The 22,948-nt window shown below is 63.7% G+C and carries 19 protein-coding genes; 13 read left to right on the forward strand and 6 right to left on the reverse strand.

Going from position 1 to position 22,948, the window contains the following annotated elements; all coding sequences use genetic code 11:
* Positions 1 to 42: 42 nt before the first annotated feature.
* The 5 genes from H2O75_RS04560 to H2O75_RS04580 all read left to right on the forward strand — a co-directional run bounded on the left by H2O75_RS04560 (position 43) and on the right by H2O75_RS04580 (position 8,515).
* On the forward strand, positions 43 to 1,839 hold the full coding sequence (locus tag H2O75_RS04560) for an APC family permease (RefSeq protein ID WP_182174257.1): 1,797 nt from the start codon (positions 43 to 45) through the stop codon (positions 1,837 to 1,839).
* Complete coding sequence (locus H2O75_RS04565) at positions 1,836 to 2,999, forward strand: class I SAM-dependent RNA methyltransferase (RefSeq protein WP_182174260.1); 1,164 nt, start codon at positions 1,836 to 1,838, stop codon at positions 2,997 to 2,999. Before H2O75_RS04560 ends, H2O75_RS04565 begins: the two co-directional genes overlap by 4 nt.
* Positions 3,000 to 3,132: 133 nt before the next feature.
* Complete coding sequence (gene acnA / locus H2O75_RS04570; RefSeq protein ID WP_182174263.1) at positions 3,133 to 5,937, forward strand: aconitate hydratase AcnA; 2,805 nt, start codon at positions 3,133 to 3,135, stop codon at positions 5,935 to 5,937.
* A gap of 75 nt (positions 5,938 to 6,012) precedes the next feature.
* Positions 6,013 to 6,822: a TIM barrel protein gene (locus tag H2O75_RS04575; protein WP_182174266.1), complete on the forward strand. Its 810-nt coding sequence runs from the start codon at positions 6,013 to 6,015 to the stop codon at positions 6,820 to 6,822.
* A gap of 79 nt (positions 6,823 to 6,901) precedes the next feature.
* Positions 6,902 to 8,515 (forward strand): ABC-F family ATP-binding cassette domain-containing protein, encoded by a 1,614-nt coding sequence (locus H2O75_RS04580; RefSeq protein ID WP_310650325.1) that lies wholly within the window; start codon positions 6,902 to 6,904, stop codon positions 8,513 to 8,515.
* Here H2O75_RS04580 and H2O75_RS04585 read toward each other — a convergent pair.
* Together H2O75_RS04585 and H2O75_RS04590 are read right to left on the reverse strand one after the other, a co-directional pair.
* Entirely contained in the window at positions 8,488 to 9,393 is a 906-nt protein-coding gene (locus H2O75_RS04585) for an SURF1 family protein (protein WP_182174269.1), read from the reverse strand. The genes H2O75_RS04580 and H2O75_RS04585 overlap by 28 nt on opposite strands.
* Positions 9,393 to 9,707, reverse strand: a complete 315-nt coding sequence (locus H2O75_RS04590) for a DUF3099 domain-containing protein (protein ID WP_182174272.1) — start codon at positions 9,705 to 9,707, stop codon at positions 9,393 to 9,395. The genes H2O75_RS04585 and H2O75_RS04590 overlap by 1 nt, the downstream gene beginning before the upstream one ends.
* Positions 9,708 to 9,766: 59 nt before the next feature.
* On the opposite strand from H2O75_RS04590, the gene H2O75_RS04595 reads away from it, so the two are divergent.
* The gene (locus H2O75_RS04595; RefSeq protein ID WP_182174275.1) at positions 9,767 to 10,219 is read left to right on the forward strand and encodes a SixA phosphatase family protein; all 453 of its coding nucleotides are present in this window, start codon (positions 9,767 to 9,769) and stop codon (positions 10,217 to 10,219) included.
* Between the two features lie 12 nt (positions 10,220 to 10,231).
* Here the strand turns inward: H2O75_RS04595 and serB are convergent, their stop codons facing one another.
* Positions 10,232 to 11,128 (reverse strand): phosphoserine phosphatase SerB, encoded by an 897-nt coding sequence (gene serB / locus H2O75_RS04600; protein ID WP_182174278.1) that lies wholly within the window; start codon positions 11,126 to 11,128, stop codon positions 10,232 to 10,234.
* A complete protein-coding gene (gene glgC, locus H2O75_RS04605) occupies positions 11,128 to 12,372 on the reverse strand; it encodes a glucose-1-phosphate adenylyltransferase (protein WP_182174281.1) in 1,245 nt (414 codons plus the stop codon). Before glgC ends, serB begins: the two co-directional genes overlap by 1 nt.
* Before the next feature lie 109 nt (positions 12,373 to 12,481).
* Here glgC and glgA point away from each other — a divergent pair, with 109 nt between their 5' ends.
* From glgA to H2O75_RS04640, 7 genes are all read left to right on the forward strand, one after another.
* Positions 12,482 to 13,717, forward strand: coding sequence for a glycogen synthase (gene glgA, locus H2O75_RS04610; protein WP_182174284.1), 1,236 nt, complete (start codon positions 12,482 to 12,484; stop codon positions 13,715 to 13,717).
* Between the two features lie 2 nt (positions 13,718 to 13,719).
* A complete protein-coding gene (locus tag H2O75_RS04615) occupies positions 13,720 to 14,526 on the forward strand; it encodes an ABC transporter ATP-binding protein (protein WP_182174287.1) in 807 nt (268 codons plus the stop codon).
* 41 nt (positions 14,527 to 14,567) lie between these two features.
* On the forward strand, positions 14,568 to 14,990 hold the full coding sequence (locus H2O75_RS04620) for an NfeD family protein (protein WP_182174290.1): 423 nt from the start codon (positions 14,568 to 14,570) through the stop codon (positions 14,988 to 14,990).
* Between the two features lie 6 nt (positions 14,991 to 14,996).
* Positions 14,997 to 16,130: an SPFH domain-containing protein gene (locus H2O75_RS04625; RefSeq protein WP_182174292.1), complete on the forward strand. Its 1,134-nt coding sequence runs from the start codon at positions 14,997 to 14,999 to the stop codon at positions 16,128 to 16,130.
* Between the two features lie 56 nt (positions 16,131 to 16,186).
* Positions 16,187 to 17,020 carry a TrmH family RNA methyltransferase gene (locus H2O75_RS04630; protein WP_182174295.1) on the forward strand — a complete coding sequence of 278 codons (834 nt, stop codon included), beginning with the start codon at positions 16,187 to 16,189 and terminating at the stop codon, positions 17,018 to 17,020.
* Between the two features lie 65 nt (positions 17,021 to 17,085).
* Complete coding sequence (locus H2O75_RS04635) at positions 17,086 to 17,361, forward strand: helix-turn-helix domain-containing protein (protein ID WP_182174298.1); 276 nt, start codon at positions 17,086 to 17,088, stop codon at positions 17,359 to 17,361.
* 261 nt (positions 17,362 to 17,622) lie between these two features.
* Positions 17,623 to 21,900, forward strand: a complete 4,278-nt coding sequence (locus tag H2O75_RS04640; protein ID WP_182174301.1) for a DUF11 domain-containing protein — start codon at positions 17,623 to 17,625, stop codon at positions 21,898 to 21,900.
* A 21-nt stretch (positions 21,901 to 21,921) separates the two neighbouring features.
* Here H2O75_RS04640 and H2O75_RS04645 read toward each other — a convergent pair whose 3' ends face one another.
* Entirely contained in the window at positions 21,922 to 22,389 is a 468-nt protein-coding gene (locus H2O75_RS04645) for a tRNA (cytidine(34)-2'-O)-methyltransferase (RefSeq protein WP_182174304.1), read from the reverse strand.
* A gap of 13 nt (positions 22,390 to 22,402) precedes the next feature.
* Positions 22,403 to 22,933, reverse strand: a complete 531-nt coding sequence (locus H2O75_RS04650; RefSeq protein ID WP_182174307.1) for a YbhB/YbcL family Raf kinase inhibitor-like protein — start codon at positions 22,931 to 22,933, stop codon at positions 22,403 to 22,405.
* Positions 22,934 to 22,948: the final 15 nt, after the last annotated feature.

A 22,948-nucleotide genomic window follows, 5' to 3' on the forward strand; every position in this document is an offset into this window, starting at 1 on the left:
TACGCTACCGTACCCGGCGCCGTGGCGTAGCCTGAATCCATCATGACCGCTACACGTACACCCGGCGACTACCGCAACCTGCGAGTAGCCGCGACAGCAGGCCTCGCACTGCTCCTCCTCGTCCAGACGCCGCAGTCCATCATCCAGGCGGGCGGCGGCGCGAGCCTGGACAGGGAATACGGTGCCTCCCTGCTCATCGGGGCGACCGTTCTTCTTGCCGTTGCACTCGGCTACAGGCTCCTCACGCGCATGGTGCCCCGCACGGCCGACCACCAGCTTGTCGCGCGATACATCTCCGAGCCGTTCTCGGTCGTCGCCGCCGCCGCGAAACTCATGTCGTATGCCCTCATCGTCGCCATCGCGGCCGGTTTCGCGGTGCGTTCGCTCTCACCGCTTATCGACCTCGGCAGCCTCGACCTGCCGTTTGTCCAATCGATCGCCATTGTCGTCCTTGCCGTGCCGACCCTGCTGGAGTGGCAGCCCGGGCCGCGCACTCTCATCGCCACCATCGCACCCGCCGCCGCCAGCATCGGCGTCATCATCGTCGGCGGTCTCATCATCGAGCTTGCGAGCGGGCTCAAGACTCTTCCCGAGGCGGGAGCGATCGACAGCCCGGTGGGGGTGACGTGGCTCCTCGGGGGCGGCGTACTCGGCGCCTGCCTGCCGGCCGCGGTTCTCGGGCTCATGACGGAACGCTCGTTCGGGGAGGAGACATCCCGCAGGATCGAGCCCCGGTCCCTCCTCACCGTCATGATCCCCACGATCCTGGGGATCGCCGCCCTCCTCTATCTCAGCGATGTCGTCTCGCTCCCGCCGAGCACGAAGGCACCATCGGTGATTGCACTCGCGGAGGTGTTCTTCCCCGACGCGGTCGTCGCGATCATTGCCGTGTCTTTCAGTCTTGCCGGTCTCGGGATCGCTCTCGCGGCCTACTGCCAGCTGATCCTCCTGCTGAGACTTCTCGCGACCGATGGCATCCTGCCGCGCCATGTCGCGGCCGCTGACGCCCACGGCTCCCGCAGGGCTGTTTTCGGCGTGATTGCACTCACGTGCGCTGTCGCCGTCTATCTCATCGCCAGCCCGCTCGGCGGGTCGACGATGGTCGTGACGATCATGTTCGTGGGATTCCTGCTGACGATGGTCGCGCTGCTCGCGCGGGCGAGAAAGCTGCGACGAACGTCGACGGACCTGCGGGAGCGCCAGAATGCCAGCCGTTCGACCCGCACCGCTCTCGTACTGGGCCTTTTCGTGCTGAGCATCCTGGCGATCAGCACATTCGTCCAACCGGTCTTCACGGTTGCCGGACTGACGATCCTTGCCATACCGAGTGTGGCGCTGCTCGCCCTGCGGCGCGGCATGGGGAAGATCGGTGCCACGCTGGCGGCAAGCGACCTATCGGCCGGGAGGTCCCTTCCGACCAGGGTTCATGCGATCGTGCTTGTCGAGAAGCTCGACCGCCCCACGCTGCAGGCAATCTCGTATGTTCGTGCGACCCGGCCGTCGACCATGACGGGCCTCGTCGTCGACGTCGATCCACAGGTGACGGAGGCTCTGACACGGGACTGGATGGCGGCGGAGCTGCCGGTCGAGCTCCGTATCCTCGGCACTCCGCGGGGCGCTGCCCGCCGTCCCGTCATCGAGCACGTGCGCTCCCTGCGCCGCGCGTCGGCACGCGACATCGTCATCATCTATGCCCCCCGGGTGGTCTCGCCGTCGGCGACATGGCAGAGGTTCTTTGTCAGACACTCCACTCCGGCACTACTGTCAGAGCTTAAGCTTGAGCCCGGTGTGATCGTGGCTGAGGTTCCCTACCAGATCGAGGACGTCGAAGAGCAGTGAAAATACAACTAGAGGCAGGCAGCCCGGTTCACGGAGGCTACACGCTGGGGCGGGTCGACGGTCGCGTCATTCTCGTCGACGGTGCGATCCCGGGGGAGACCGTCGAGATCGAGGTCGATGACTCCGAGAAGCTGTGGAAGGGTACTGTGACGCAGGTTGTCACGCCGTCGCCCGATCGTGTCGAGCACGTGTGGGACAGGGCAGGGGGCGCCGAACTCGGCTACATGAAGCGTTCAGCCCAGCTCGAGTGGAAGACCGCCGTCATCGAGGATGCGATCTCGCACCTCGGCGGATCGCTCAAAGCACACCTCAAGGACGCCGGCCTCAACATACGCGTTCGTGAAGTCGGCCCCGGGCTCGGCACGAGGACCCGTCTCGATGTCGACGTCGACGACGAGGGCCGGTTGGCAATGCACGAGAGGGGATCGGACGCCCTCGTACCGATCGACTCCATGCCTCTCGCGGCCCCTGCCATCAACGACATCCTGGCCAACCAGGATGCGTGGGCGGGGACCTGGAAGCCGGGCGATCGTGTCCGTCTCATCGCACCGACAGGGCAGGGCCCCGTCGTCGCCATCGACAAGGACGTCTATCGGGCGCCCGGGGAGAAGACCGGCAGCCGCGTCCTCGAACGCGCCGCTGGCTATTCGTGGGAGGTGACGGCCAGCGGTTTCTGGCAGACCCACGAAAAGGCTCCCGTGACCCTGCTCGATGCGGTGCTCAAGGGCGCCCGTATCCGGCCCGGTGACAGGGTTGCCGAATTCTATGGGGGATCCGGTCTCTTCACGCTCCCGATCTCCGAGAAGGCGCGTGCCATCCGCATGTTCGAGGGCAGTGCGGGCGCTGTGCGCGATGCTCGGCGCAACGCCCCGAAGGCCGAGATCGCACAGGCGGCCATCAACCCCCACCTGCTCGCGACAGGCTCCGAGGGCGCGGATGTCGTCATCGCCGATCCGTCGCGGGCCGGGCTGGGCGTCAAGGGCGCACTGGCGCTCGCGGCCTCGGGCGCCCAGGCGATCGCCCTTGTCTCGTGCGACCCTGCTGCGATGGCACGTGACGTGTCGACGATGGTGGAGAACGGCAGGTCTGTCATGTCCCTCGCGGCTTTCGACCTATTTCCGCACACGATCCATACCGAAATCGTCACGATTCTCAGCTGAGAAAGCACACCCCGCTGCCCTGCCTCAGCCTAGAATGGTGAGGTAGGCAACGAGGTTGATAGACTTGTGCCAGTGAGATATCTTGAAATCGAGATATTTGCGGTCCCTGGCCGCACGAATTGAGGAGTACAACGTGAGCGTTGATAGTTTTGGAGCCCGATCTGCACTCGAGGTTGGGGATAAGACCTACGACATCTACCGTTTGGATGCGGTTCCCGGGCTCGAGAAGCTGCCCTACAGCCTGAAGGTGCTGGCCGAGAATCTGCTGCGCACCGAGGACGGCGCAAACGTCACGGCCGAGCACATCAACGCTCTCGCGACATGGGATGCGAACGCTGAACCGGACAAAGAAATCCAGTTCACTCCCGCACGCGTCGTCATGCAGGACTTCACCGGCGTGCCCTGCGTCGTGGACCTGGCCACCATGCGCGAGGCTGTGGCAGAGCTCGGCGGCAACCCCGAGTCCATCAACCCCCTCAATCCCGCAGAGCTGGTCATCGACCACTCGGTCCAGATCGATGCCTTCGGCTCGAGCCAGGCTCTCGAGATCAACATGGAGCGCGAGTATGAGCGCAACGGGGAACGCTACCAGTTCCTGCGGTGGGGCCAGGGCGCCTTCAAGAACTTCAAGGTGGTCCCCCCGGGCACCGGCATCGTCCACCAGGTCAACATCGAATACCTCGCACGGGTGACGATGGCGGCGCAGGACAACGGCGCCATCGTTGCCTACCCCGACACGTGCGTGGGAACAGACTCCCATACGACGATGGTCAACGGTCTCGGCGTTCTCGGCTGGGGCGTCGGCGGCATCGAGGCTGAGGCCGCCATGCTCGGACAGCCCATCTCCATGCTGATTCCCCGCGTCGTCGGCTTCAAGCTCAAGGGTGAAATCCCGGCAGGCACCACGGCGACAGACGTGGTTCTCACGATCACGGAGAAGCTCCGCAACCACGGCGTCGTCGGCAAGTTCGTCGAGTTCTACGGTGAAGGTGTGGCCGAGGTGCCACTCGCCAACAGGGCCACGATCGGCAACATGTCACCCGAGTTCGGGTGCACCGCAGCGATCTTCCCCGTCGACGACGTCACCCTCGACTACATGCGCCTCACGGGACGCAGCGCAGACCAGGTCGCACTCGTCGAGGCCTACTCCAAGGCACAGGGAATGTGGCACGATCCCCAGGCTGAACCCCTGTTCTCCGAATACCTCGAGCTCGATCTCTCGACCGTCGTCCCCTCCATCGCCGGCCCGAAGCGCCCCCAGGACCGCGTCGCGCTGACCGAATCGAAGGCCTCCTTCGCGGGCACCCTGCCCGACTACATCTCCGGTAAGGGTGTTGAACCCACGGAGCTGGACACCGAGGTCGAGATGACGATGGACGCATCAGACCCGATTGTTCCCACGGGCCACGAGGCCGAAGACGACCAGCGCGCCGTCGCGCCCAAGGCATCCTCGCGCCCGCACCGCACCGTGCCGATTACGATGCCGGACTGGACGAAGACGACGCTCGACCACGGCGATGTCGTCATCGCCTCGATCACCTCGTGCACGAACACGTCCAACCCGTCGGTCATGATGGCGGCGGCCCTGCTCGCGAAGAAGGCCGCCGATCTGGGCTTGACGTCGAAGCCGTGGGTGAAGACGTCGATGGCGCCGGGCTCGAAGGTCGTCACGGACTACTACGAGAAGGCGGGCCTGTGGCCGGCTCTCCAGGCGCTCGGCTTCGACCTGGTCGGCTACGGCTGCACGACCTGTATCGGCAACTCGGGCCCCCTCCCGGAGGACATCTCCCGCGTCGTCAGCGAGGAGGACCTGACCGTCGTCTCGGTCCTCTCGGGCAACCGCAACTTCGAGGGCCGCATCAATCCCGACGTGAAGATGAACTACCTGGCGTCCCCGCCCCTCGTCATCGCCTACGCTCTCGCGGGCACGATGGACTTCGACTTCGAGACTGAGTCCCTCGGCAAGGACCACCTCGGCAACGATGTCTATCTCGCCGACATCTGGCCGTCCCAGCACGAGGTGGAAGCAACGATCGATGCCACGATCGACTCCGACATGTTCACACGCAGCTACGCGTCCGTGTTCGACGGCGACGACCGGTGGAAGGCGCTGTCCACACCCGAGGGCAACACGTTCGAGTGGGAAGAGGACTCCACCTATGTTCGCAAGGCCCCGTTCTTCGACGGCATGACGGCTGAGCCGCAGCCCGTCGAGGACATCACCGGCGCCCGCGTTCTCGCGAAGCTCGGCGACTCGGTCACGACCGACCACATCTCTCCGGCCGGTGCGATCAAGGCAGACTCCCCGGCGGGACGCTACCTGAGCGAGCACGGTATCGACCGCAAGGACTTCAACTCGTACGGTTCGCGTCGCGGCAACCACGAGGTCATGATTCGTGGAACGTTTGCGAACATTCGCCTGCGCAACCAGCTCCTCGACAACGTTGAGGGCGGGTACACGAAGAATCTTCTGACGGGCGAGCAGCAGGCCATCTTCGATGCGTCGGAGGCCTACCAGGAGGCAGGCATTCCCCTCGTCGTCCTCGGCGGCAAGGAATATGGTTCGGGATCGTCGCGCGACTGGGCTGCGAAGGGCACTGCCCTACTCGGCGTGAAAGCTGTCATCACCGAGTCCTTCGAGCGCATCCACCGCTCGAACCTGATCGGGATGGGAGTCCTTCCCCTCGAGTACCCTGCCGGTCAGACGGCCGACACACTTGGCCTCGACGGAACCGAGACGTTCTCCATCTCCGGCATCACCGCTCTCAATGAGGGCACCACGCCGAAGACGGTCGAGGTTGTCGCCACGAAGGAGAACGGCGAGGAGATCACCTTCGACGCGAACGTCCGCATCGACACGCCCGGCGAAGCGGATTACTTCCGCCACGGCGGAATCCTCCAGTACGTGCTCCGTTCGCTGGTAAAGGCCAACGCATAGCCGACATTGACGGTCAGGGGCGGGATCACCCGCCCCTGACCTCTACCCGCCCCAAACCTGTCGAATCGAGAACCCATGGCATCACCATTCACGTTGGCCGTCTGCGCTCACATGCAGTTCGTGGACCTACCCTTCCTTGACCGCATCACGACCATCGGCAGCTACGGCGTGGCGGTCGAGCTGTGGGATTGGACGACGCTCGATCTCGACGCGATCGCGGCGACGGGCGTCCCGGTCGAGTCGATGACGGGGTACATCAGGGGGAACCTCACCGACGACGACGGTATCGAGGAGTTCCTGGCGACAGCCGAGGAGTCGGCTCGAGCATCGACGATTCTCGGCAAACCCAGGCTCAACATCCACGGGACGGGATTGGGGGAGGGCGGCCTACCCGTGCGCCCCGTGGGCACCGTGACGGGCCCCATGTGGGCCCGTGCCGCTCTCACTCTTCATCGTCTCGCGGAAATAGCTGAGAAGTACGACGTCGTGTACGAGATGGAGAACCTCAATCTCGCCGTCGACCATCCCGGTACTCCGTTCGCTGGTCCTGACGATATTCTCGCGCTCATCGAGGCTGTGGACTCGCCCCGGCTCAAGCTCAACCTCGACCTCTATCATGCTCAGATCGATCAGGGGGACCTGACGGAGACGTGCCGACGGGCCCTTCCCCATCTCGGTGAGATCCAGGTGGCTGACGTGCCTGGACGATGCGAGCCGGGTACCGGAGAAATCAACTACCATCACATCGCCCGTGCTCTCGACCAGATGGGATATCGCGGCACGATTGCCCTCGAGGGCTGGGCCCGCACCGATTCCCATACCGCGATCACCACCTTCATCGAGACGTTCTCAAACCTCGAACGGACCGATGGAGTGCTGCGGTAGCGCTTCTGGGGAGGGATCTCACGTCCATGTCCGCTATGTCGTGCGTGTTTGCCCGGCGGGCGACAGATAGACTGTCCCGGTGATTATCGGCCAGAACGTGTCCATGCGCATCGGAACCCGCGAGCTTCTTCGAGATGCGAGCTTCCGCATCGACAAGGGCATGAGGATCGGTCTCGTCGGCCGCAACGGTGCAGGCAAGACCACGCTGACGCGGCTTCTCGCCGGTCAGGGCGTCACCTCCGACGTCATCGAACATTCCGGTCAGATCACGAGGAGCGGCGAGGTGGGTTACCTCCCGCAGGATCCCCGCACCGGTGACCTCACGGTCCTGGCCCGTGACCGCGTGCTCTCCGCCCGCGGCATCGACGACACGCTCCGCCGGATCGCCAAGGCCGAGGTGGAGATGGGGACCGCGACCGGGGTGAAGCAGCAGAAGGCCATGGAACGGTATGTGCGTCTCGATGCCGAGTTCACGGCGGCGGGCGGATGGGCGGCGAGCTCAGAGGCCGCCACGATCATGGATGCTCTGGGATTGCCGTCACGAGTGATCAACCAGCCGCTCTCGACGCTCTCGGGCGGTCAGCGCCGACGCGTCGAGCTTGCCCGCATTCTCTTCTCCCAAGCAGACACGCTCCTTCTCGATGAGCCCACGAACCACCTCGATCACGATTCGATCGTCTGGCTGCGCGACTACCTGCGAACCTATGCGGGTGGTTTCGTCGTCATCTCCCACTCCGTTGATCTGCTTGAGGACACCGTCAACACCGTGTGGAACCTCGACGCGAACCGTGCCGTCCTCGACGTGTACTCGATGGGGTGGAAGCTCTATCTCAAACAGCGCGAGACGGATGAGACGCGCCGGAAGCGTGAGCGCGCCAATGCGGAGAAGAAGGCTTCGACGCTGATCGCGCAGGCGGACAAGATGAAGGCGAAGGCGACGAAGGCCGTCGCGGCCCAGAACATGGCTCGCCGCGCACATCGCATGCTCGAAGGCCTTGAGGATGTTCGTGCGGCGGATCGGGTGGCCAACCTCCGCTTTCCCGAGCCTGCGCCCTGCGGCAAGACTCCGCTCACGGGCCACGACCTGTCGAAAACCTACGGGTCCCTCGAAGTGTTCACGGGGGTCGATCTCGCTATCGACAGGGGATCCAAGGTTGTCATCCTCGGACTCAACGGTGCGGGCAAGACCACGCTGCTGCGGATCATGGCAGGGATCGAACAGGCTGACACGGGCGTCGTCCAGCCAGGCCACGGCCTGAAGATCGGTTACTACGCCCAGGAACACGAGACGATCAACACGAACGAGACCGTCTACCAGAACATGAGGCGGGCAGCGCCAGACCTGGACGACACGCACGTCCGGAACGTCCTCGGTTCCTTCCTGTTCTCGGGCGATGACGCCGACAAGCCTGCAGGCGTCCTCTCCGGCGGCGAGAAGACGCGCCTGGCCCTGGCGACTCTCGTCGTATCCGCCGCGAATGTCCTCCTGCTCGACGAGCCGACGAACAACCTCGATCCGGCGTCGCGCGAGGAGATCCTGCGGGCCCTGCGAACGTACGAGGGCGCGGTCGTCCTTGTCAGCCACGATGAAGGGGCCGTCGAGGCGCTCAATCCGGAACGCGTCCTCCTGCTCCCCGACGGGGACGAAGACCTGTGGTCGGAAGACTACTTGGAGCTGATCGCGCTCGCCTGATCGAGGATGTCGTCCTCGATGTCCTCATCGCTCGGTGTGCGCCTCTCGGGCGCACGCTTGGGTGCGAGGCCGAGGTCGCGCTTCTCCTCGTCCGTCAGATCCAGCTCCCGCAGATCCACCCCGTCGATAATCCACGCATTGTCCTGCGCTTCCCTCCGCGCGAGTATGGGGACGACCGCGAGCGCGGCGAGTGCGAAGAATCGCCACTCCCACGAGTAGGCGAGATGGCTGCCGAGAGTCGTGGACGGCTTGGGGTAGGGCTGGGGTGCGCCTGTCTCGTCACTGTGCTCAGTCATGGTGAAACGACCGTCGAACACGGGCGGCAGTCCCTCGGTCACGTCCTGCGGGATACCTGCGAGAACCTGATCGGGGTTGAGGGTGTAGATGTAGCCCTCGGGCGGGGTGCGGTCGAATGCGTCCTCGGAGGGCCTCATGCGGGCCTCGATCGTCATCCTCCCGGTGGGCGGCGGCTGGACGAAGCCGTCGGTCTGTCCGTCACCCTCGGCCTGCTCCTGATAGACCCAGCCGCGGTCGACGACCACGGTCAGCGGCTCGCCGCCGCGCTCCGTCACGAAGAGAGCGATGACGTGCACGGCGGGGAGTGAGTTCACTGATCTGCCGCGCAGGAGCACCTGGGAATCGGGAACGAATTCACCCGTGAGGGACGTCAGCTGCCATTCGTTCTCATCGCCCGTGATGTCCTCGAGGGGCACGATCTCCCGGTCCCATGTCTGCGTGAGCTGCGTCGCGGCCGCGACCTTCTCCTGATATCGCCCGTACTGCCATTCGCCGAGGAAGAGACAGGCGATCGAGGCGATGAGCATGAGGACGATGAGGCCGATCCATCGGGGTGTGGCCAGGAAAGAATACTGAGCCATTACCGTAGGAACTCTCCGTGTCCGAGTGACGTGGGGCGGTAGATCTCGAGCTGCCCGGATTCTTCGACCACTGTCGGCGCCTCGCCTTTCTCTCGCCCCGCGTTGGCAACGAGGACAGCGACGGCTGGGATGATGACAGCGCCGATTGCGAGGGCGATGCGGATGGGCCATGAGGGGATGATGAGCATGAGGACGAAGCAGATGATGCGGACGATCATGGAGAACATGTAGCGGCGGCTGCGTCCCTCGATGTCCTCCGTGAGGGCACGGCGCACCGACGTCACGGAGACGATATTCGCTGCCTTTTTCCTCATGCGACCAGATTACGCCACCCGCTCGTGAACGCCAGCTCCCGGCACGTAGACTGATCGGCATGAGACTTGTCCTGATGCGCCACGCGCAGGCCGCCGATGGTTCCCCCGATCATTCCCGCAGGCTCTCGCAGCGGGGCCGCGACCAGGCGAAGGAACGGGGCCGTCAACTGGCCCAAGCACAGTTCGATCTCGCCCTCGTCTCGGATGCTGCCCGGACCATGGAGACGTTCCTGACTCTCGGCCTCGACGTTCCCGAGGTCAGGTATGAGGCGGAGCTCTATTTCGGCTCACACCACACCATTGTGGACCTGGTGCGAACCATGCCGGCAGAGCTTTCGACCGTTCTCATCATCGGCCACGAGCCGACCGTGTCCCACGCGGCCTCGATTCTCGCCGCACAATCACAAAGGGTGGTCGAGGTGCGCCCGGGAGTATCGACATCGACCGCGATCGTCATCGACTTCGATCGGTGGGACGGTCCCGGGCAGATCACCGACATCTACCGGTCGTAGCCCGGCGCGCTCTCACCAGCCGACGAGCGTTGCCGCGGCATCCAAGCGCGGGAATGACAGCGTGACATCAGCCTGTTCGCGCACGATCGGCTTCGCCTGGAAAGCAATACCCGCCCCGGCGATGTGGAGCATGCCGAGATCGTTCGCGCCGTCTCCGATGCAGACGGTTCGATCCAGGCTCACGCCGAACTCACGTGCCCACGCCTTCACCTGTGCTGCTTTCGCCTCACGGTCGACGATGGGACCGATGGTGCGGCCCGTGAGGACACCATTGTCGATCTCGAGTTCGTTCGCGATCCAGCGATCGATGCGGGTGCGGCGTGCGAGGGGATCGAGGACTGTCGTGAAGCCTCCCGACACGAGACAGAAACGTGCCCCGTGAGCGTGCGCGATCTCCACGAGCCGCTCCGCCCCGGGCGTCGTCTCGATGTCTGCTGCGACATCGTGGATGACGGTCTCGGGCAGTCCTGCGAGGGTGGACACCCTCTCCCTGAGTGACTCGGCGAAATCCAACTCGCCCCGCATGGCCCGATCCGTGACCGCGGCGACCTCCTCTTCTCGGCCTGCTCGGCGGGCGAGAAGCTCGATCACTTCGGCGGTGATGAACGTCGAGTCGACATCGGTGACGACGAGCTCGGGCCCGTGCTCGGCGAGTGCACCCCATGTGAGTGCGGCATCGATGAGGAGGGCGGTCGCGGGTGACACGAGTTCGTCGCGCCATCCCTCGAAGGATCCGGTCGCGGTGCCCGTGAGCGAAACCGCGAAATAGCCCTCGACCGGATGCTCAACGGTCTCCAGGCTCGACGTCCGCGCGGACAGGTAGGCGTGTGCGTGGCGCAGGTAGGCGGGGGACAGCGGTCGGGGGGACACGAGTCCGAGACGAACCGTGCCCCCCTGGATCGGATTCATCACTTCGTGACGACCGCGTTCTTCGGTACGACGACGATGCCGGACTCGGTCACGTGGAAGCCGCGGGCGCGATCATGGTCGGCGTCGATGCCGAGCTGTGCACCTTCTTCGACGCGCACGTTCTTGTCGAGGATTGCCCGTGACACGGTCGCGTTGCGGCCGATCGTGACGTTGTCGAACAGGATCGAGTTGCGCACGGATGACCACGAGTTGATGCGGACGTGCGGGGACAGGACGGATCCGATGACTTCGCCGCCGGAGATGATGACGCCGGGGGAGATGAGGGAGTCGAGGGCGTGGCCGAGGCGTTCGTGATGTCCGTAGACGAACTTGGCGGGCGGCAGGCCCGTATATCCCGTATAGAGGGGCCACTTGTCGTTGTAGAGGTTGAAGACGGGGGACACGGAGATCAGATCCATGTTCGAGTCATAGAAGGCGTCGATGGAGCCCACATCGCGCCAGTAGTTGCGGTCCTTATCGGTTGCCCCCGGGACTTCGTTGTAGGTGAAGTCGTACAGTCCGGCCTGTCCGGCATCTACGAAGAGCGGCACGATCGATCCGCCCATGTCGTGCGACGAATCATCGTCCTTAGCGTCCTGCTTGATGATCTTGAGCAGAGCGTCCGTGTTGAAGACGTAGTTGCCCATCGAGGCGAGAACCTCGTTCGGCGAATCCTTGAGGCCCACCGCATTGGTGGGCTTCTCGAGGAAGGCCTTCATCTTCACCGGGTTATCCGGATCCGCTTCGATGACGCCGAACTGGTCGGCCAGCTCGAGCGGCTGGCGAATGCCGGCGATCGTCATCGGCAGGCCGGAGTCGATGTGCGACTCGACCATCTGGGAGATATCCATGCGGAAGATGTTGTCCGCTCCGAGAATGACGACGATGTCCGGCTTCTCATCCTCGATCGTGTTGAGCGACTGGTAGACGGCGTCTGCGGAACCCAGATACCAGTTCTTGCCCATGCGCTGCTGTGCAGGCACCGGGGCCACATAGTTGCCGAGCAGGTTCGACATCCGCCAGGTCTTCGTGATGTGGCGGTCGAGAGAGTGGGACTTGTACTGCGTCAACACGACGATCTTGAGATAGCCGGAGTTGACGAGATTCGACAGGGAGAAGTCGATCAGGCGGTAGATGCCGCCAAAGGGGACGGCGGGCTTTGCTCGCTCGGCGGTGAGCGGCATGAGGCGTTTGCCTTCCCCTCCGGCGAGCACAATGGCGAGGACACGGGGATTAGATCTCATAGTGGTGACTATACCCAATAGCGTGATCGCGGACACCGGGACTCGGGAAAAGTTCACGGTCCACAGGTACGATGATGGTAGTCCTAGATGCTTTTGAAAGGTGCCTCCCATGAGGGTTGATCTGCTGACACGTGAATACCCGCCGCACATCTACGGCGGTGCCGGGGTTCATGTCGACGAACTGTCGCGCGTTCTCGCGGCGCATGCGGATGTCCACGTCCATGCGTTTGATGGTCCAAGGTCCGCGGAGGAGAGCGTGGAGAACGTCACCGTCAACGGCTACGACTATCTCGACGGCCTGGACGGCAACGACGCTCTTCGCACGTTCGGGGTCGACCTGCAGATGGTGTCGGGCACCGAAGGCGCCGATATTGTGCACTCCCACACGTGGTATGCGAATCTCGCGGGGCACCTGTCCGGGCTGCTCCATGGCATCCCGCACGTCGTCTCCGCCCACTCTCTCGAACCGCTCCGTCCATGGAAGCGCGAGCAGCTCGGTGGCGGATATGAGCTGTCGTCCTTCGCGGAGAGGACAGCCTATGAAGGTGCCGCTGGTATCGTCGCCGTCTCGGAGGCGATGCGGGACGACATTCTGCGCAGCTACCCGAACGTCGACGAGGCGAAGGTCGAGGTCATCCACAACGGGATCGACCTCGCCGCGTGGAAGCGACCAGCCTCCCTCGACGCAGCTGAGGAGTACTTCCGTTCCTACGGACTCGACCCTGCTCGCCCGACCGTCATCTTCGTCGGCCGCATCACCCGCCAGAAGGGCCTGCCGCACTTCCTGCGCGCAGTGGGTCAGCTTCCGCCCGAGATCCAGGTCATCCTCTGTGCGGGCCGCCCGGATACTCAGGAGATCGCGGACGAGGTCAAGGGCCTCGTGACTGCCCTGCAGGAGGAGCGTGACGGGATCGTATGGATTGATGAGCATCTCTCGCGCGAGAACATGATCAGCCTCCAGGCGATGTCGACGACGTTCGTCACCCCCTCCGTGTACGAGCCCCTCGGCATCGTCAACCTCGAGGCGATGGCGTGCGGTCTGCCCGTCGTCGGCTCGGATACCGGAGGCATCCCCGACTGCATCGTGCATGGCGAGACGGGTCTCCTCGTCCCCATCGATCAGCTGGATGACGGGACGGGGACCCCGAAGGACCCTGAGCGCTTCGAGGCCGACCTTGCGGCGGCCCTGACCGAGATCTGTGCGGACCCGGAGCGGGCGAAGGCGATGGGAGAGGCTGGGCGTACCCGAGTGGAGGAGCATTTCTCCTGGGAGTCCATCGCCGAGAAGACCATGGACTTCTACAGTCGGGTACTCGACCGTTTTGATGGTGGACTAAGGTCATAGACATGGGAGATGTACTCGAACTTCAGCACGTGACAGTGCGGCGTGGGGGCCGCAATATCGTCGACCGGATCGACTGGTCGGTCGACGAGGGCGAGAGGTGGGTGATTCTCGGCTCGAACGGCGCAGGCAAAACCTCTCTCATCCAGCTCGCGGGAGCGCGGCTCTTCCCCACGACGGGCCAGGTCACGATCCTCGGGCACACGATGGGGAGGACGAACGCCGCCGACCTGCATCCCCTTATCGGCCTGACCTCCTCCGCTCTTGACGCGCGGATCCCCTCCGTCGAGAAGGTTCACGACGTGGTCCGCACCGGTGCGTATGGTGTCACCGCGCACTGGCGGGAGGCCTATGACGAGGAGGACGACTCGAGGGCGCGCGGTCTTCTCGATGCTCTCGGCGTCGGATCTCTCGCTGACCGCACGTTCGGGTCGATCTCCTCGGGTGAGCGCAAGCGTGTGGGCGTTGCCCGCGCTCTCATGCCAGATCCGGAGCTTCTTCTTCTCGACGAGCCGGCATCAGGCCTCGACCTCGGCGGACGGGAGGAACTCCTGTCGTCGTTGACGGCTCTCGCCCGTGACATCTATGCTCCCGCCATGGTGCTCGTCACGCATCACGTCGAGGAGATCCCGGAGGGCTTCACGCACGGCCTCGTGCTGCGAGGCGGCGGCGTGCTCGCCTCGGGCCTGCTCGATGACGTTCTGACGGACGAGATCCTCAGCGAGTGCTTCGGCCTTGCCCTCGAGGTGGAGAAGACTGGGGAGCGCTACACGGCAAGGGCGAGCAGGTCCTCGCTCGACCGGAGTGCCTAACCCCATATACTGGATTAGCCCGATCAACGGTAGGAGAAATCATGACCTGGATGGCGTGGCTGATCATTGCGATCGTTCTCGGCATTATCGAAATGCTGACGGTCGAATTCACGTTCCTCATGCTCGCCGGAGGGGCCCTGGCGGCCGCGGCTGTCGGAGGATTGACTGACAATGTCGCCATACAGATTCTCGTGTTCTGTGTCGTGTCGGTCGTCCTGCTGTTCACGGTTCGCCCGTGGGCACGTCGACTCGTCGACTCGTCGACTCCGGAGTCGAAGACGAACGTGAACTCTCTGCCGGGCCAGATCGCGGAGGCTCTCACCGATGTGACGGCCCGTGGCGGCCGCATCAAACTCGATGGCGAAGTGTGGTCCGCGCGCACCTATGACGCCCCGATCCCTGAAGGCTCGATTGTCATCGTGTCAAGAATCGATGGCGCGCACGCCATCGTCGAACTGAGGTAAGGAACCATGACAGATCTCGAACCCGGCCAGCTCATCCTATGGATTCTCCTGCTCGTCGTCATTCTCTTCATCGGTGCGGCGCTCTTCCGCTCCGTCCGTATCGTCTCGCAGGGCGAGGCGCAGATCGTCGAACGCCTCGGCAAATACCATCGCACCCTCAGCCCCGGCATGCACTTCCTCGTGCCCTTCATCGACCAGGTCCGCCAGCGCGTGGACCTGCGCGAGCAGGTTGTGCCATTCCCTCCCCAGCCCGTCATCACGTCCGACAACATCGTCGTCAACATCGACACCGTCATCTACTACCAGGTGACCGGCCCGGAGGCTGCCACGTACGAGATCGCCAACCCTATGGCCGGTATCGAGCAGCTTGCCGTCACGACGCTGCGTAACATCATCGGTTCGATGGATATGGAGCAGGCGCTCACGGGACGCGACCAGATCAACGGCCAGCTCCGCGGTGTCCTCGACGAGGCCACGGGACGGTGGGGGATCCGCGTCAATCGCGTCGAGCTCAAGGCGATCGACCCGCCGGCAACCGTCCAGTCCGCGATGGAGCAGCAGATGAAGGCGGAGCGTGACCGCCGTGCCGCGATCCTCACGGCTGAAGGCATCAAGCAGTCCGCGATCCTCACGGCCGAGGGCGATAAACAGTCCGCGATCCTCCGCGCAGAGGGTGACGCGCAGTCCACCATCCTCAAGGCGCAGGGCGACTCTCGAGCGATCCTTCAGGTTTTCGACGCGATTCACCGCGGCAACGCGGACCCGAAGCTCCTCGCCTACGAGTACATCCAGATGCTTCCCAAGATTGCAGACTCGCAGTCGTCGAAGATGTGGATCATCCCGACCGAGCTCACGGAGGCGCTCAACTCTGTGACGAAAGGCTTCGGGGGAGTTCCCTCGGGTCCGACGGTCGAGACGGAGGACCGTCCCGAAGTCGATTTCGGCGACGGTGTCGATGGTGTAGCCGCCGCCCTGAGGGAGACCTCTCTCCCGGATATTGATGATGCGCTGGCTGCCGCGAAGGGCGAGGCCGCTCGTGCCACCGACGAGGCGTCGGAAGCAGGAGAGCAGTCCGGCCGTCCCGCGCGGCGCACCGATCTTTCGGGCCAGGGGCCGAACGCCCCCCACCGAGAAGACTGACCTATGGAGGGAGCGGCGGGTGCCTGCACCCGCCGCTCTCGCGTCGAAAGAACACAATGTACGTAGAACTTGACCGAACCGACGATAGGCTCGCGGACTATACTTCGTTGACTGATGTGAGGCTTCGCAAGACCCTCGAGGCTGACCGTGGCCTCTACATGGCGGAGTCGACGAATGTCATCATGAGAGCGGTCCAGGCGGGCCACAGGCCGCGATCCTTCCTCACGGCCAGGAAATGGCTGGACTCGCTGACGCCGTGGATCATCGAGTCGTGCGGTTCTCCAGATGGCGGGGAGACTCCCGTGTACGTGGCGGACGAAGACGTCCTCGAGTCGATCACGGGTTTCCACATGCATCGGGGAGCCCTGGCCGCCATGCATCGGCCCGCGCTGGCGGATCCGACTGAACTCGTCAAGGACTCCAGGCTCATCGCAATCGTCGAAGACGTCGTCGACCATACGAACATCGGCGCCATCTTCCGATCCTGCGCGGCACTGGGTGTCGATGCCGTGCTCGTCACGCCCTCGTGTGCTGACCCTCTCTACCGGCGTTCGGTTCGCGTCTCGATGGGCACGGTCTTCCAGGTCCCGTGGACTCGTCTCAGCCGTTGGCCCGGGAGCATCACTGATCTGAAAGAGCGTGGATGGCAGGTTGCCGCGATGGCGCTCTCCGAGGACTCGGTCAGCCTTCCCGAGTTCTGCGCCGCCCTGGCGGAGGACTCCAAGGTCGCGCTGCTCTTCGGCACCGAGGGTGACGGTCTGACGCGGCGCGCGATCAGCGAATCAAGCGTCACAGTGCGTATTCCGATGGCGGGCGGCGTCGACTCTTTGAACGTGGCCGCGGCGTCGGCCGTGGCCGCGTATGCGGTTTCGCAGGCCCTCTCTAGGTAGAAGGTCACACGGAATACCGGTTATAACCTGTTGATGGTGGATTGGCGGCATGGTGGGTTAGAGGAATGAAGAATTCCTCTGTTCCCGACAACGTCTACGTCCAGGCGCTGGGGCAGGTCTGCATCCGTCATCGCAAGGATCGAGGATTCAGCCAGCAGGCTTTCGCCCTCGAGATCGGTGTCGACACGAGCAATTATCAGTGCATCGAGTCGGGGCACAACTCCAGGGGCGAGATGACCAATCCGCAGACGAAAACGCTCCTGGCGATCTCGCGAGGCTTCGGTATCAGCATCGCCGACCTCATGTCGGAAGCCTGGGATCTCGCACTCACGATGAACTGAGTACACGTTCTCTCTCACGCCCCCTGTTTCACAGGGGGCGTTCTGCATGTCCTGTGCGCGCCGGTCAATCGGCAGATTGTTCTCGATAAGCGGGCCGAGCCCGAAATCTGAGAGAGGACAAACATGTCGACCGTGACCACAACCCCGGACCAGCCGATCATCCCGAAGGTGAGGGCTCACCGTGGATAGCTACTGGATTCCCATTATTCTCCTTGTTGTCTGTGCAGCTTCCGTGACGCTCCTGATCGTCAGGAGGCGCAGATGAAGGCGGCACTGGCTGCACTCGGAGCCGTTGCCCTGCTCTCTGGGGGTGTTGCTCCTGTCGCCCAGGCGGAGCTCATGGCTACCCTCGCCGCCTCCTGGGACAGCCCTCCGGAGGCGGTCGAATCCGGTATGGAGGTCGCTGCGAGAATCGATTGGGATGCGAACTATGCCCACGGATTCATCGATGACGTCGAGGAATCATCTGCGGTCTTCGATCTGACAGTCGAGAACGGGCGTTTCCTGGCTCTCCCGGATCAGTGCGCTGACGGTTCCGAGTGGGCGCCGACATCGATCCGCTGCGTGTTGGACACCCCGGATGACAACGGTATAGCGGGTCACCTTTCGGTGCCGGTGCGGGCGTGGGGATCATCGGGAGATGAGGTCAGCGTGACCGCTGTCGATGCTCACAGAAACACTGCCGCAACACCGAAGCTGGCGATAACGGCCACCGCGGGGATCGATGTGGCGCTCAATGCGTCGGGTGTCAATGCGGCCAGCTACCGGTTCGACCCCGAGCTACTCGCCGAGACGACGATCCCCATCATGGTGTCCGTCCCGCATGGCGGGGAACCGCTGACGGATACGGTGACGATCGATCTGGAGTTCTCGACAACCGTCGGTCCGTCCATCGTCGACAACTATGAAGAGCTCGAGGTCGTCGCTGTTCCAGCGAGCCGCAGCATTATCGGCGTGGCGGCCAACGGGCCCAACTTCGAGGTGCCCATGGTGGAGACGGAACGTCTCGACGAGAAGACATTGCGTGTCGTCGCCCAGGTTCCCGACAAGGCCGTCGGTCCCGCGGTCGACGCCGCCGGAAATATCCTCGACACGATACCCGTCATGTCTTTCGGTCTGGAGCTCCGGTATCCGGTGCATTCTCCCAGTCTCAACAACCAGGTCATGTCATGGACTGCGCGAGTGTCGGGAGTGGCTGCGTCGACAGTATCGGGGCCGTTGACCGAACAGATCCGGACGACGAACGACATCATTCAGACGTCGCTGATCGACGAAGGGTCGGTGAGCGCGAAATTCGTCAACGGTCACGCGCCCGCCGAAGGCGGAATACTCGCCGTGCCCGGTGATGACCCCGCACAGCTGCCGCGCGTCCACCGCGAGGTGTGGAATCCCGACCTCGGGACGGGAGTGCTCTCGGCAGGTGCGTCCAACTGGTTGGGGCGCGGCCCCATCCTTCCCGAGGACCAGATGGTCGGCACGGTCGACGCCGCCCACTATGTGGGGATGGAGCCGAGTGACTACGTGCCCGGCACAACACACGGATACTGTCTGATCTTCGACACGGAACGAGGCTCGACATCGTACAACGGCCGATATTCCGTCACACAGCTCACCGACTATCGGCTCGAATATTTGACGGGCCCGATTCCCGGCGGCTTCATGTCGCCCGACTGCGGGGCTGGCACGTGGACGACAGAGCAGCCGGCTGACGTGACGGCCATGAGAATCCTCTTCGACCCGGCAGAGCAGGATGAGATGTTCACGAGCCGACCCATCTTCGGTGCAGGCTATCTCGCGTCCGCGGACTTGAGCGAGGGCGCCCGTGCGTGGATGGCGGGAGGACATTCAACCGACATCGGGTCTGGCTGGAACATGGACGGGACCGTGGTGATAGGGCCACAGCCGATCCTCGACCAGGTGACACCCCTCTACGACAGTACGACCACCTTCAGAGATGCCGTCGAAGTCGTTCCCTATCGCACCTCGGTAGGCCTCGAAGCCTCGGCCGACGCTGTGAAGCCGGGGGAGTCCGTGACATGGGATGTCACCACTATGGTGTCATCGGCACCGTTCGCGAATCGTGGCATCCATGCCGTCGAGCATCTGCTCATCCTCCCCCTGGGGGTCGAGTACGTGGATGCCAGCGTCGACGCGACCGTCAGCCGTGAGTCCGGCCGCGACATTGTGTCGTGGATATCGGATGTGACCGTGGGTGAGCCGCGCACGGAAACCATCGAGACGGTCTACCGATCGGGCACAGGGACACTCCTCGCGCAGGTCGCCGTCGATAATACGATGACTGAAAGGCTCCGCACCGACTCCGACACCGCTGAGATCGTGGCCTTGGCCAGCGCAGGCACATCGCTGCAGAAGTCCGCCGCATCTGACGAGTTCGCCCTCGACGGATCAAACCAGTGGACCGTCACCCTCGCGAACCGCGACGTGTGGCCCGTGAGGCTTGCCGACACGATTGACATCCTGCCGTTCGACGGTGATGATCGATCGACACTCACATCAGCCCGCGTGACGATCGCCGACGTGACGGGGGCAGAGGTCTGGGTGTCGACGGCTGATCCTGCCACGATCGATCCCGATCCCCTTGCCGCGTCGAATGGTGCTGTCGGGGCGCCGTCGTCCGTGTGGCAGGTCTGGGACGGACAGGACGATGTGACTGCTATCCGATGGATCACTCGCGATCTCGGGCCCGGCATGACAGTCGACTACACAATCGACTACACGGTCGAGGGTGCAACCAACGGCGATGTGCTCGTCAACTCGGCGCAGACTCGGACGACCGGTGCGATGACGACGATGATCAACTCCAGTGCGGCGACAGCCATCGGCGAACCCGCGGACCTCCAGGTCGACAAGCGACTGATGGGATCCGATGCTGTTCTCGCCGACGGTGAAGAGCTCCTCTTCGAGATCACCGCCAGGGGGAGCCGCCCCGGTGTTGTCCGCGATGCTGTCGTGGCCGACATCCCCGTTGCAGGTCTTCGGGACGTGACATTTGTCGACGCGACCCACGGAACAGTCGACGCCACCATGTGGCGTATCGGAGACCTTCCCGAAGGTGAGATTGCCACCGCAACCGTGCGTGCGATCGCGACCGGCGGCACCGTGGAGAATGCTGTCGTGGGTGAGACGTGCATCGACTGCGTCCCGGTGATCCCGCCGGAGTGCGTGCCCAATGTCGACGTCTTCGCCGATACGGACCGGTGTGATGTCGTCACCATTGACGAGCAGCCGATCCTCCAGGTCGACAAGGCGCTCCCTGAGGCGATGCCGGCTGAGGGCGGCGTGACCTATAGCATCACCGTCCGGAACGGCGCCACCCCAGAGGATGGGACGGTCACGTCCGCGACACTCGTGCAGGCTATCGACCTGCCGGGCATCGGACTGGAGACAGTTGCCTTCGAGAACGTTTCGCAGGGCGCCGCGGAGGGAGAGACCTGGGCCATCGGAACGCTGCGAGCCGGAGAGGAGGCAACCGCCACGGTCACGGCCACACTGCAGCCTGATGCGCAACGGATCGTCAACGCAGTGTCGGTGAGCAATCCGGTTCGGCCGCGCGAGCTGACCGATCCGAGTGATGCGATACCGAACGACGACGTGTACTCGGACACCGACCAAGCCGACGTTGTCGATGTCAGCAGGGATGGCAGACTCGCTGTCAACAAGGAGCTCGATACCGTCGACGGAGACACCATTCGGTACACGATCGAGGTCGGCAACCTTGGCGGCAAGCCGATATCGGGAGCAGCCGTGACCGATATCCCCGGGGATACCCTCTCCGATGTCGTGCTGAGCGATGCGAGTGCGGGCACGGTCGATGGGCTGACCTGGAGCGTGGGGGATCTTCAACCAGGGCAGGTCGAGACCATCGTCGTGACAGGGAGAATCTCTCCGACAGCCAACCGCGTAGTCAACGAGGTCTTCGCGGAGGCGGATGGATTCCCCCACGGCGGCACCTTCATCCCCAATCCGACCCTCGAACTGGACACCGATCAGGGGGACATCGTCGATGTCGACGTGCCAATCGCCGACCTTCGTCTCAACAAGACGGTCATCGACGTCACCGACCGTCATGCCATCTTCGAGATCGAGGTGTGCAACGTCGGGCTTGCGCCCGCCACGGCCGTGACGGTGACCGATCCAGGAGGGGCGAACATCGTGTCCCTGTCATCTGATGACGAGAGGTTCGCCGATGGAGTGTTTGCCATCGGTACGCTCGACCCTGGGGCCTGCGAGATACTGAACGTGGTCGCAGACATCACGGGTTCCGGTGACAACGTCGCCTTCGTCGATTCTCCCAACGATCCCCTCGAAGACGGTGCAGACCAGCCCAACGACACCATCGAGGATGACATCGATGGGTGGGATATCGTCCGCTTCGAGAAGGCAGACGCCGGCGCGCCTCCCTCCACCGGCAGGCTTCCCTCAACGGGGGCCTCCACCGGGATGCTGGCGCTTGGCGCGCTGCTGCTCCTCGGCCTAGGATCCGGCGCTGCCCTCGCGGCGCACAGGAGACGACACTAGAAACAGGATGGGTTTGTCGGGCTAGACAGCTCCGGCAAACCCATTCTGGCGCCATGCCTCATAGACGGCGATCGATGCGGAGTTCGCCAGGTTGAGGGAGCGGATGTGAGGCTGCATGGGAATGCGAACAGCATGTGTGATAGCGGCATGGCCGAGAATATGGTCGGGCAGTCCAGTGGGCTCGGGCCCGAACAGCAGAACATCCCCCGGCTCATAGGCCACATCAGCGAACGAATGCGTGGAATGTCCGGTAAAGGCAAAGATGCGGCGACCCTCCCCGAGGGTCGAGAGGAGAGCATCAAAATTCGGGTGCACGATCATCGAGGCAAGATCGTGATAATCCAATCCCGCACGACGCAGATTCGCATCGCTGAAATTGAACCCAAGCGGCTCGACAAGGTGAAGCGTGACCCCGGTACAGGCAGATAGCCGGATCGCGTTGCCCGTATTAGACGGGATGCAGGGCTCAAAAAAGACGACATCAAACACGAGGCAAGACTACCTACTGTTGATAGGTCACTTCCAATGTGGCGCGGGCAAGCGTGTGGAAGAGAGTCATGAACGAGACGGCGGCCGCCGACACTTCTTCGGGATCCAACTCCAGCGTCGGAACGTCGATCGCATGGACGGCGAAGATGTAGCGATGGGCACGGTCACCAGGGGGAGGGGCCGCACCTTCCCAGCCGTACAGCCCGCCGTCTGTTCGGACATGGGATGCTGCGCCGGGTAGGAACAGGTCGGACTCGCCCTGGCCACGATCCAAGAACGTGACATTCGAATCAAGATCGACGATCGTCCAATGCCAATAGCCCGAAGGCGTCGGCGCATCCGGATCGAAACAGTTGAGGACGAAACCTTTCGTAGCCTCGGGGAAACCCCGCCAAGACAGGTGCGGAGACACATTGTCATGGGCTTTCGCGTGCAGTGCTGGCATCATCTGGCCGGCGACAAGATCATCCGACTCCAGAATAAACGACGGAACGGCGGGCAGAAGCTCGTACGGGTCTGGCGCTGCAGGGCGATCAAGGTTCATACCAGCATCCTAGAC

It is taken from the genome of Flaviflexus equikiangi, from assembly GCF_014069875.1.
In the GTDB taxonomy this organism is placed as follows: Bacteria; Actinomycetota; Actinomycetes; order Actinomycetales; family Actinomycetaceae; genus Flaviflexus; species Flaviflexus equikiangi.

Coding starts and splice junctions, on each gene's coding strand:
- H2O75_RS04560 (WP_182174257.1), top strand. CDS start 43: ATGACCGCTACACGTACACCCGGCGACTACCGCAACCTGCGAGTAGCC.
- H2O75_RS04575 (WP_182174266.1), top strand. CDS start 6,013: ATGGCATCACCATTCACGTTGGCCGTCTGCGCTCACATGCAGTTCGTG.
- H2O75_RS04585 (WP_182174269.1), bottom strand. CDS start 9,393: ATGGCTCAGTATTCTTTCCTGGCCACACCCCGATGGATCGGCCTCATC.
- H2O75_RS04590 (WP_182174272.1), bottom strand. CDS start 9,707: ATGAGGAAAAAGGCAGCGAATATCGTCTCCGTGACGTCGGTGCGCCGT.
- H2O75_RS04595 (WP_182174275.1), top strand. CDS start 9,767: ATGAGACTTGTCCTGATGCGCCACGCGCAGGCCGCCGATGGTTCCCCC.
- serB (WP_182174278.1), bottom strand. CDS start 11,128: ATGAATCCGATCCAGGGGGGCACGGTTCGTCTCGGACTCGTGTCCCCC.
- glgC (WP_182174281.1), bottom strand. CDS start 12,372: ATGAGATCTAATCCCCGTGTCCTCGCCATTGTGCTCGCCGGAGGGGAA.
- glgA (WP_182174284.1), top strand. CDS start 12,482: ATGAGGGTTGATCTGCTGACACGTGAATACCCGCCGCACATCTACGGC.
- H2O75_RS04615 (WP_182174287.1), top strand. CDS start 13,720: ATGGGAGATGTACTCGAACTTCAGCACGTGACAGTGCGGCGTGGGGGC.
- H2O75_RS04620 (WP_182174290.1), top strand. CDS start 14,568: ATGACCTGGATGGCGTGGCTGATCATTGCGATCGTTCTCGGCATTATC.
- H2O75_RS04625 (WP_182174292.1), top strand. CDS start 14,997: ATGACAGATCTCGAACCCGGCCAGCTCATCCTATGGATTCTCCTGCTC.
- H2O75_RS04630 (WP_182174295.1), top strand. CDS start 16,187: ATGTACGTAGAACTTGACCGAACCGACGATAGGCTCGCGGACTATACT.
- H2O75_RS04635 (WP_182174298.1), top strand. CDS start 17,086: ATGAAGAATTCCTCTGTTCCCGACAACGTCTACGTCCAGGCGCTGGGG.
- H2O75_RS04640 (WP_182174301.1), top strand. CDS start 17,623: ATGAAGGCGGCACTGGCTGCACTCGGAGCCGTTGCCCTGCTCTCTGGG.
- H2O75_RS04650 (WP_182174307.1), bottom strand. CDS start 22,933: ATGAACCTTGATCGCCCTGCAGCGCCAGACCCGTACGAGCTTCTGCCC.